The organism is Microcoleus sp. Pol14D4 (assembly GCF_036701245.1).
Classification (GTDB): Bacteria; Cyanobacteriota; Cyanobacteriia; order Cyanobacteriales; family Microcoleaceae; genus Microcoleus.
In genome coordinates, this window is the sequence record NZ_JAUBQM010000131.1 from 1 (window position 1) to 9,282 (window position 9,282).

The window sequence follows — 9,282 nt, forward strand, 5'->3', positions numbered from 1 at the left end:
TTTAGGTCAGGGAGTTTTTTCATTCCTCTATCTAATGTCTATCTCGTTCTCTTGTCAAGGGGGTTGAGCAATTACCTATATTCTTTGCCCTGACTCCTTCTATTCTGTCACTATAGGCATTCCCCAAATTGTTTTGAGTCATTGCCCAATTTTCGGGATAAGCCTGACGGGTATAGACATCTAAAGCTAGCAGATAACAGGTGATCGCCTCTTCAATATTCTCTGCCCTTACTCCTTCTATTCTGTCACTATAAGCCATCCCCAAATTGTTTTGAATCCCTGCCCATTGTTTGGGATAATCCTCGCGGGTATAGACTTCTGATGCTTCCCGATAACAGGCGATCGCCCCTTCAATATTTTCTGCCCTGACTCCTTTTATTCTCTCACTATAGGTAAGGGCCAAATTATTTTGAACCGTTGCCCATCGTTCGGGATAATCCTCGCGGGTATAGACTTCTGATGCTGCGCTATAACAAGCAATACCTATTTCTAAATTCCAGGCTCGCTGCCCCATGGGAAACTGATTAATTAAGTAGCCCAACTTGCCAATAACTGCTGCGATGGAGGCAGCTTGTTCTGAGGCAACTTCTGTGAATTTAGATGTAGTCCAAGCTTGTAATATTTGAGCAAATTGCAAATCCAATTTATCGAAGTTTTGTTGTAAAATAGGATAGACAACTTGAGGAGTCCCACCACTTTTTATCATTGCCAGCAACACCTCCCTCAAGAATTTTAAATAATCTGTATGAGGATTTGCACTGGCAATAAAGTTTGCCAATTGTGTCGCTAGATTCTGCAACCAAGCTGCCTTGAAGTTGCCCTCTGCTGCCATCTTCTCCGCTTCCCCTGCCATGACTTGCACAAAATTGGCATCAACTAAGCCTCGATTGGCGTTGATAATATCATTTACTGTACCGCTAGGGCACTCAAGCAGGGATTGAATCAGTTGGATATAGGCGGCGATGCGTTGTTCGTCCATTGGAGTTTCCCTTTATTCTGTATATATATCGATCGGGAATTTGGGGTAGAATTATGCAGATTCCTGAAAAATTCTAGATATTTGTATTGGGAATGTTGTAGATACCCCTTGACAGGTCAAGACAGTATCTACAAGTCATGAAAATTTATCCATATTTATGGGATATTGCCGATTTATGACAAGGCAAAATCATCACCATCTCCCCAAATCTCAGCTAACTTCTCCAACAAATCTTCAGCAATCAGATTCAGTTCCGCTTTCACATCCTCCTCAATATCTGAAGCTTTCTCTACAGGTGAAGATTTATCACGAGAGAAAGATATATCTCTATTTCCCAAACCTCCACTGCTAGAACCACTTCCCGCTAAAGCCTTCCCCCCTTCATATCCCCAGTCAGATTTCTCACTACTGTGCAAAACTTTATTCAAAATTGCCACAATTTCCGAAATAGATTTGTTTTGCAAATTCTCCCGAACTTGTGCTTGTACGGGGTCATCTTCTCCCAAATCAGATAGCAACTCTTCAATTTCACCTTGCAACAGTGGAATCGCCAACTCAATTCGATCCAAATAATCCCACAATTCCTCAAGGGGTTTGAGATTAGTTAGAGAAATCTCTTGAATTTCATCATGAATTTCCACAGCCGGAATAAAGCCCAAAAGTTTCACCTTATCGAAAGGTTCGGCAAACTGAACGACGATATATGCAATGCGGTTTCCTCGCACTTCCGGCAGAGAAATCGCCGATTCTCCAAGCTGAACCGGACAGCATTCTATCTTGCCAATCCCCGGCAAAACCAAATCCCCGACATCCAAAACCGCCCGTATTGCTGGATTCCAACTATCACCGCCATCAATATCGGTTTCCATTTCCATCCATTCCAAAAAATAGTTAACTGCCCAAACCGCCAGGGTATTGAAATAAACCCGCTTGCCTTTTTGCGGATTAGCTTGCTCTGAAGCAAATTGCAGAGCTAAATTGCGGGCAGTTTGCTCCAGAGGAATTTGTAACAAATAAGTATCCATGCTATTCACCATTATTCCTCCGGTTGATATCCACATTCTTTAGCAATTCTATTGCCAATCTCTTTGACGAGTTCAAAACCTGTTCTTTTCCAGTGAGAGTTGAGAGTTTGATAGTCAATATTTAACTCTCTGGCAATTACCGATAATTTATCAGGAGGGTCTTTCAGCAGCAATCGCACTGCCAATATGTGACAATTGGCATCCGGTCGAGGGCGACGATTTTCGGGAGTGTTTGGCTGAGTCTTATCTATTTTTTCGTTGGGATAACTGTTTCGCAGTTCTCCCGTCGGATCGTCTTCAATACACTGCCATAGTTTGCGGCCGATGCGATCCTTATTTTTAACTTGTTCTTGCTCAATCAGTTGCTCAATTCCTATGACCGTAGTATCATCAGCCGCTCCTTCAGAATCAAATTCTTCACCTGTTTTGCTCTTAGTTGGAGCATCCAAACTAAAAGTAAAAGGCTGCCGCTCTAACTTGCTGTATTGGTCATATACTTTGCGTTTAACAATTGTATTGAACCGCTTAACCACTCTGGTTTGCAACGCATCATCAGCGATATTATCGAGGTCAATTTCCCGAAAAAATCTCGGCAGCGTTTTGAAAAAACCCCCATAGGCCTCATTCACTGCGCCGTCAAAATCAATATTAGGATTGGCATCGCGATTCTTGCGAATTCCAGGCAAATGAGGAATGAGTTGGCACAATTTATTTTTGAGTCTTTCTTGTTCCTTACTCGCCTCTGGCGAGTCTTTCAAAAGTTGTAGAAGTTCGCGTAACTGTTCGTCGGTGTTCACTGGCACGTTCGGATGACATCGAGATAATTCGATTATCCCAGGGAAAATAGCGCTGTAACCTGCCAACAGTAACAAAGTCAAGGAAATCGGTTTGAGTTCCCAACCCGTGGGTGGAAGCAACAAGTTGAAACTTGCCCCTACAGGAACTAAACCTGCTAAGGGTTCGACGGGGGTATCATGTCTCGTCATAGTCCAGTTTTTGCGTGTTGATACTCTGATATCGCAGGTTTTGGCGGCTTTATGCAGAATTGAGCAAAAATTTTTCGTCAAGGCAATGCGATAAGGACTGAAGTCCTTACTACGAAATTAATCCGGTGTAAAATTAACAATCGTAGGGACTTCTCCGTTGCGCTTTTGAAGAGATGTCGCAGAAGTCACCCAGTTTATGCACATTCCAAAAACAAATCATATCAAACCCTATTGATACCAAAGGATTTGATATGAAGCGAATTCTATTAGCCAGGATTTGGTATAGCCAGGTTTCTACAATTTGTCGATCGACCTTTTGGCTTGATCTGCCAGATTTTTCACAGCATTTTTAGCATCTTCTGCTGCGTGGCGGGCGGCAGCTTCAGCTTGTTTGGCTTTGCCTTCAACCTGGTCTTTTCTGTTGCCCGTGATATTACCGAAAATTTCCTGAGCTTTGCCTTCTAAATTTTTGCCGATCGCCTTAGCTCTGTCTTCTGCACTCATAATAAGCTCCGTTTGGCAAGTTGCTTTAGTAACATTGTAAAATCAACTCGCCTGCAATTGCCTTTAACTTCATATTAATTTATATTCTGCTTGACCTCGGTCTTCTGCTGATGATTTACTTCCGGCAAACTCGTCACTCAAAAAGTCAAGGATTTTTTTTTGACAACTGTATACATCGGCAAAATTGGTCCTAAAAAACTATTTCAAACTCGCCGCAGCAACTTTAATCGGTTCGAGCAATTCTAACGGCAAATGCAGCATATTCAATTGGGTGCTATCTGCTGCTTTCCTTTCAGGATCTGGGCCGTGATAATCGCTGCCACCTGTTGCCAGCAAACCGTAATGAAGACACAAATCTTTCAACTTTTGGATTTGGCTGGAACTGTGGCTGGGATGGTATATTTCAACTCCCATTAAACCAGCATCTACTAATTCTTTTAAGACTTCCTCAACAGCGCCGCCGCGAAATAAATAAGGGTGAGCCCAAACTGGTACTGCGCCGCAACTTTTCAGTAAATCAATGCCTTCGACGATCGAGAATTTCTCGTAATGCACATAAGCCGGGCCGTCATCTCCCAGCCAGCGATCGAATGCTTCCCGCGATGATTTCGCGTGACCGGCTTTTACCAGCGCGCTGGCAATGTGAGGCCGTCCCGGTGCCATTCCTGGGGATGTTTTTGGCAGTTCGATCGCGTATCCCATTGCTGCTAATTTTTCGACCATTTCCTGCGATCGCCGAAACCTTCCTTCCAGGCGATCGTTCAAAGGAACGCGCAACTTATTTGCATCGGGATAAAAACCTAAAATGTGCAGCGATCGGCCGTTGTGAACTGTACTGAGTTCGAGTCCGGGGACTATTTCGATACCGTGCAAAGCAGCAGCCGCGAAGGCTTCATCCCAACCCGACATCGTATCGTGATCGGTGACAGCCAAAGCGCGAACCCCCGAAGACGCGGCCGCGGCTACGAGTTCGGCAGGGGTGAGAGTGCCGTCGGAATAAGTAGTGTGACAGTGGAGTTCTAGCATTTTTTATGGTAAGTCAAAGTCTGTAAAACCTGCAATTATTCCCCTCACTCATGTGAGATATATCCTCCTACTATTTTAGATTTTAGATTTTAGATTGGAAATTAGTGCTGCTATAAGGGTTGGGAGTTGGTCTACTGTTGCACTTTTTTTCTGAACAGGTTTGACTGCGCGCAACATTCTTTTTATTTTTATCGTTATTTGTAATAACTTGTTACGCCTTTAATTAGTCCATTTATCTTGATTCAAACTCTGGATGACATGGGTATTCAGCCCGCCTTGTCTGTTGAATTTAGATGCAGAACACCTTAGCTATTTCTTGATTTCTCGCATTGGGGAAATGACACCCTCTGGCAATTTGGGAGGAACCGGCGATATTTCAATACTTTGTATGTTGTGAACTGGGATAACTACCAGTTTATCTGCCAATTCGAGAATTATCGGGTCTGCCGTCAACATTTTGTGCAGGCGAGTGCCTAAAGTTGCTTGCTCTCCTACTGTTCCCTCTGGCGCACTGAACTGAAAGTGTTGCTGTTTGCCGTTGGTATAGTGGATTGTCAGATCGATAATTCTTTCTTGGTTGGTTGCTTGCATAATTTTTTTTCCCTAACAGTCGATCGGGACTTGGCAAAATTAACAATAAATCACAACGGGCGATCGCACTACGATTGGAAAGCTCGTTGCAAAGCTTTTGACTAAACCAGGCTGTCGGTACGAAAGTCCGCTTAGCGCTAATTTTATCACAAAAACTGTACTGAAACTCACCAACTTACCAAGTATACAATTGGCAGTCCGGCTGTCTTCGCTTCTCAATGCGCCAGATCCTTCGCCAGCAATATTTGGTCGATCGGACTTTCTGGTATGCCACTTGGCAAAGTGGCTCAATTTCGCCTGTCTAGCGACTGGACTCAAAGCGGTCTCAATTCATACAGCAGAGGTATTTGAGCGCTTTGGGTATCAAGGTTTTTCGAGGTGGGAACTGTGGAGGTTAGGATAGTGGCATTCTGCTGTCACTGACCTAGAGGATTTTTTTATAAATTAATAACATAACATTCAGGTACAACTTATGAAATCCACACTTTGTTTTCCCGAAACTTCTCTTTACTCTAACGCAGTCACTGTTAATAATAATGCGATTGACTCTTGTATCCTTGCAGCTTGGATTGACTTAGTAGGAGGAGATTTTGAGAGCTTGGGAGGAGATGATTGGCTTCCCTTGTGCGGCGACATTGATGACGGCGAAATTTACCGGGAATGGTTTTTGTGGCAAGACAGCGAAGTGACTCAAGAGTGGGAAGCTTACGATCCCATTACTAATTATCGAGTTGTGGCACCTAACCGAGAAATGATGATTGCTAAAATCGACCAAATAGAAGATTCCAGAACAATTTAGTTGACCCGGAGAAGGTTAAATCTTGATTTTCAACTTTAATAAAAATTCTGTAAACAAACCCGGTTTCTCCCAACCACACTCAAAAAACCGGGTTTTTGGGACCACAAATCTAGGGTTTGGTTGAGTTCCACTCGCCTAACATAATAATTTAGGTCGCTACTGCTTTTTGTTTTTCTCGTTCTAATTTGCGCTGCTTCAAGGCGGCAAGATTTTGTTTAATCGTGTCGATCGCAAATCCAGCTTCCTGCTGTTGGTATAATTCGCTGGCAAGGATTAAATCTGCAACGGCCTCCTCATCCGATCGCAAATTTGCAAAAGCCAATGCACGATTATGGTAAGCTTCTGCTAAAGTTGAAACTTGTTCTAAAGCGCTGGTAAATTTATCTTTTGCTTTGCGGTACTTTCCTGACTGATAAGCCTCAATTCCTTGTTGAAAATAAACAGAAGCTTTACGGCCGCTGTCGGTATCTGGAAATTCTGGGTAAGTTAAAATGGGTTCTTTAAAGAGTACAGAAATGCTGCCCTTGCCGAAGTAGGCCCAAGTCATTGTTCCAAACCCAATCCCCAGGACGAGAGCAATAATGACAGACAGAGCAATAAAATTGGTGAGTTCCATAAAGCAATATTTGTTGTATTATAATATGATAAGTTAATTTCTAAGTTCTGGAACAATGGCTGCGCGGATTTACCTTAACTGGAAATGGTTTTTCCGGTCGCTAGCTTTAGTATTGTCGATCGGCTTAATTACTGCAACTGCAAGTTCTGACGCAGCAACCAACGCGCAAACTCAAGCAGGGTGGCAATTGTTGCAGCGGGGGGAGACGGGATTGGTGGTAGCAATGCGACACGCGATCGCCCCAGGTACGGGAGATCCTGCTAACTTTAAGTTGGGTGACTGTTCCACCCAGCGCAATTTATCAGCACAGGGAAGAACCCAAGCCAAGCAAATTGGAGCCGAATTTCGCAACCGCAACATCAAAGTGGCCAGAGTTTTATCGAGTCAGTGGTGTCGGTGTTTGGAAACAGCAAAACTGATAAATTTAGGCAAAGTCGAACCGTTCCCAGCGTTGAACTCGTTCTTTAGCGATAGCAGCAAAGAAGCCCGACAAACAGCGACAATCCGCAAATTAATTGTTGACAACCGCAACACTAAAGGCGCGATTATTATGGTAACTCATCAAGTCAATATTACCGCTATCACTGATATTGTACCGCAAAGCGGCGAAGCTGTGATTCTCAAAAGCGATCGACAAGGTAAAATCCAAATAGTCAGACGAATTGGAGGATTTTAAATAGATAGAAAGTTATAATATTATCAATTTCCTATTACCAATTCCCCCTTACCAATTTATATGAGTTGCCAATACAGCGCCGCCCTAGTGACTTTAGCAGACCTTGATAAGGAAGTTCTCGTTAAATTTTACAAAAATTTTCTAGACATAGAACCAAACCCTTACATTCCCAATACTTATGCTGAATTTCAACTCCCAGGCTTAAGACTCGGCATATTCAAACCCAAAGATTCCCACAAATCGGAATTTGCAAATCGAGCAAAAACAGGCATGAGTCTGTGTTTGGAAGTCAGCAACCTCGAAACTGCGATCGCCAGAATTTGGGCTTTAGGTTATCCGCCCAACGGGGAAATTATCAAATCTTCTCACGGTCTAGAAATCTATGCCTTCGATCCTGCTGGCAACCGCATAATTTTACATCAATGTAATGAAAATGTAGGATGAGAGCTAATTATTCGTCAATACGGTTCAGTTAATTTTTTTATCCGAAGAGAGCTTTGGGCGAAGCATAAGCCCTTCGGCCAGGCACGCGCCTTCGCAGTATCTATTTATTTTTCACAGTGTTTTGTCTCCATGAGTGTCTTATCCCAAGCGTATTGCGCTATAAGATACAGTGTTTTTTGACGAGTTTGCCGTTTACGATCGTCCCAATTACTCCTGTTCTACCCGATCGCACGCCTGGAATTTTGAGGCGGATACGGTAAAGACCATTACTTGCAGTTCGGCAATTGCATTTTTCAAACAAACTCGGCGAGATCGGGGCTGTAATCTTTAGCCGATATCAGATGCCAATTGGTATTACCAACTAGCCTTAAGACCTGCTCGTGATACTGTACCAAAGTCGGACGGTGACCGACACTGATAAAGGCAGTTCCTGTTTCTTTGAGCAACTGATAGAGCCGTCTCTCGTTAGCCACATCCAATGCACTCGTTGATTCATCCAAAATAGCGTAGCGAGGTTTAGTCAGCAGTAGGCGTGCAAATGCTAACCGTTGTTGTTCTCCTAGTGACAAAACATCAGCCCATTCCAATTCCACATCAAATCCACCTACCCGTTCTGGCAAATGGGAAAGATTGACTTGTTCGAGTACTTCGTGCAGTTGTTCATCCGTAACTTGACCGCTGGTTTTGGGATATAGCAATTGGCTGCGTAAGTCCCCTAGCAGCATATAAGGCCGTTGGGGCAAAAACAGCGTTTCCTCCGGTTTAGGACGAACAATGCAACCCGTACCCGCATTCCACAATCCTGCGATCGCTCGCATTAACGAACTCTTGCCAGCGCCAGAAGGTCCAACAATCAAGACGCTTTCACCCTGCCCCACCTTGAAAGATAAATCTCTAACTAAGATTCGCTCATAGTTAGGCGTCTCTAAGGTAACCCGTTGGAGGGCTAGATAGTGCTGTTCCACAACATCAATCGTTGCCATGCCGGCTTGAGGTGCTGCCATTTGCTCGGACAGAACCCGATCAAATGTTCCTAAACGATTAATCTGAGTGGTAAAGTTAGTTAGCATATCAAAATTCTCGGCAATAAAGCCCAGGGCACTTAAAATAGACACAAACGCTCCAGAAGCTTGCGTTACCTGCCCAAAATCTATCTGACCCGCAAAGTATCGAGGAGCTAAAAAAACTATAGGTAAATTTGTAAATATCATCCCGGTTCCTTGGGTAAATAAACCAAGGTTACGCTGCAAGACAATCAGGTTATTAAAATTATTCAATACTTCATTAAATCGCTGTGATACTGCACTAAATTCACGCTCTTCACCTCGGTAAAATGCAATGGATTCACTGTGGTCTCGAAGATGAACTAAACTATAGCGAAAATTTGCTTCTCGTTGTAACTGATTAAACTTTAATCTACTTAATCTCTTACCTATAAAGATTGTGAAAACAGTTTTAAAAGCAGCCAGTATCAATACAACTAAAGTCAGTGCCTTGTCAATTGTAAAGAGAACGCCGAGAAAAGAAATTATTGTGACAACTTGGTTGAATAATAATCCCCCAGGGCTATTTCATTCTAAATAATTCCTTGAGTGTGTTAAGACCAAAGCCAGCAAGTCGTTGAGCTTGAGCCATA

11 protein-coding genes and 1 pseudogene are annotated in these 9,282 nt (G+C 43.2%); 3 read left to right on the forward strand and 9 right to left on the reverse strand.

The annotated features are described in order from the left end of the window. Window positions 1-31: 31 nt before the first annotated feature. The 6 genes from QUA33_RS26705 to QUA33_RS26730 form a co-directional block, all read right to left on the reverse strand. Window positions 32-979, reverse strand: a complete 948-nt coding sequence (locus tag QUA33_RS26705; protein ID WP_333152607.1) for a hypothetical protein — start codon at window positions 977-979, stop codon at window positions 32-34. Between the two features lie 173 nt (window positions 980-1,152). After that, window positions 1,153-2,016: a DUF1822 family protein gene (locus QUA33_RS26710; RefSeq protein ID WP_333152609.1), complete on the reverse strand. Its 864-nt coding sequence runs from the start codon at window positions 2,014-2,016 to the stop codon at window positions 1,153-1,155. Beyond that, on the reverse strand, window positions 2,016-2,990 hold the full coding sequence (locus tag QUA33_RS26715; protein WP_333152611.1) for a hypothetical protein: 975 nt from the start codon (window positions 2,988-2,990) through the stop codon (window positions 2,016-2,018). The genes QUA33_RS26710 and QUA33_RS26715 overlap by 1 nt, the downstream gene beginning before the upstream one ends. 294 nt (window positions 2,991-3,284) lie before the next feature. After that, entirely contained in the window at window positions 3,285-3,494 is a 210-nt protein-coding gene (locus QUA33_RS26720; protein WP_333152613.1) for a CsbD family protein, read from the reverse strand. Window positions 3,495-3,692: 198 nt separating this feature from the next. Further along, window positions 3,693-4,520, reverse strand: coding sequence for a PHP domain-containing protein (locus tag QUA33_RS26725; protein WP_333152615.1), 828 nt, complete (start codon window positions 4,518-4,520; stop codon window positions 3,693-3,695). 309 nt (window positions 4,521-4,829) lie between these two features. Then, window positions 4,830-5,111, reverse strand: coding sequence for a hypothetical protein (locus QUA33_RS26730; RefSeq protein ID WP_172186971.1), 282 nt, complete (start codon window positions 5,109-5,111; stop codon window positions 4,830-4,832). 472 nt (window positions 5,112-5,583) lie between these two features. Between QUA33_RS26730 and QUA33_RS26735 the strand changes: the two genes are divergently transcribed. Next, window positions 5,584-5,910, forward strand: a complete 327-nt coding sequence (locus QUA33_RS26735) for a hypothetical protein (RefSeq protein ID WP_333152617.1) — start codon at window positions 5,584-5,586, stop codon at window positions 5,908-5,910. A gap of 148 nt (window positions 5,911-6,058) precedes the next feature. Here the strand turns inward: QUA33_RS26735 and QUA33_RS26740 are convergent, their stop codons facing one another. Continuing rightward, a complete protein-coding gene (locus QUA33_RS26740) occupies window positions 6,059-6,526 on the reverse strand; it encodes a hypothetical protein (RefSeq protein WP_333152619.1) in 468 nt (155 codons plus the stop codon). A 55-nt stretch (window positions 6,527-6,581) separates the two neighbouring features. Here QUA33_RS26740 and QUA33_RS26745 point away from each other — a divergent pair, with 55 nt between their 5' ends. Both QUA33_RS26745 and QUA33_RS26750 read left to right on the forward strand, forming a co-directional pair. Next, the gene (locus QUA33_RS26745) at window positions 6,582-7,202 is read left to right on the forward strand and encodes a histidine phosphatase family protein (protein ID WP_333152621.1); all 621 of its coding nucleotides are present in this window, start codon (window positions 6,582-6,584) and stop codon (window positions 7,200-7,202) included. Between the two features lie 60 nt (window positions 7,203-7,262). Then, the gene (locus tag QUA33_RS26750) at window positions 7,263-7,646 is read left to right on the forward strand and encodes a VOC family protein (RefSeq protein ID WP_333152625.1); all 384 of its coding nucleotides are present in this window, start codon (window positions 7,263-7,265) and stop codon (window positions 7,644-7,646) included. 293 nt (window positions 7,647-7,939) lie between these two features. Here the strand turns inward: QUA33_RS26750 and QUA33_RS26755 are convergent, their stop codons facing one another. Both QUA33_RS26755 and QUA33_RS26760 read right to left on the reverse strand, forming a co-directional pair. Further along, complete coding sequence (locus tag QUA33_RS26755) at window positions 7,940-8,650, reverse strand: ATP-binding cassette domain-containing protein (RefSeq protein WP_333152626.1); 711 nt, start codon at window positions 8,648-8,650, stop codon at window positions 7,940-7,942. Window positions 8,651-8,671: 21 nt separating this feature from the next. After that, window positions 8,672-9,190: pseudogene (locus tag QUA33_RS26760) on the reverse strand (SbmA/BacA-like family transporter); the annotation flags it as partial. Window positions 9,191-9,282 lie beyond the last annotated feature (92 nt).

Coding starts and splice junctions, on each gene's coding strand:
- QUA33_RS26750 (WP_333152625.1), top strand. CDS start 7,263: ATGAGTTGCCAATACAGCGCCGCCCTAGTGACTTTAGCAGACCTTGAT.
- QUA33_RS26725 (WP_333152615.1), bottom strand. CDS start 4,520: ATGCTAGAACTCCACTGTCACACTACTTATTCCGACGGCACTCTCACC.
- QUA33_RS26745 (WP_333152621.1), top strand. CDS start 6,582: ATGGCTGCGCGGATTTACCTTAACTGGAAATGGTTTTTCCGGTCGCTA.
- QUA33_RS26755 (WP_333152626.1), bottom strand. CDS start 8,650: ATGGCAGCACCTCAAGCCGGCATGGCAACGATTGATGTTGTGGAACAG.
- QUA33_RS26730 (WP_172186971.1), bottom strand. CDS start 5,111: ATGCAAGCAACCAACCAAGAAAGAATTATCGATCTGACAATCCACTAT.
- QUA33_RS26740 (WP_333152619.1), bottom strand. CDS start 6,526: ATGGAACTCACCAATTTTATTGCTCTGTCTGTCATTATTGCTCTCGTC.
- QUA33_RS26720 (WP_333152613.1), bottom strand. CDS start 3,494: ATGAGTGCAGAAGACAGAGCTAAGGCGATCGGCAAAAATTTAGAAGGC.
- QUA33_RS26715 (WP_333152611.1), bottom strand. CDS start 2,990: ATGACGAGACATGATACCCCCGTCGAACCCTTAGCAGGTTTAGTTCCT.
- QUA33_RS26710 (WP_333152609.1), bottom strand. CDS start 2,016: ATGGTGAATAGCATGGATACTTATTTGTTACAAATTCCTCTGGAGCAA.
- QUA33_RS26735 (WP_333152617.1), top strand. CDS start 5,584: ATGAAATCCACACTTTGTTTTCCCGAAACTTCTCTTTACTCTAACGCA.
- QUA33_RS26705 (WP_333152607.1), bottom strand. CDS start 979: ATGGACGAACAACGCATCGCCGCCTATATCCAACTGATTCAATCCCTG.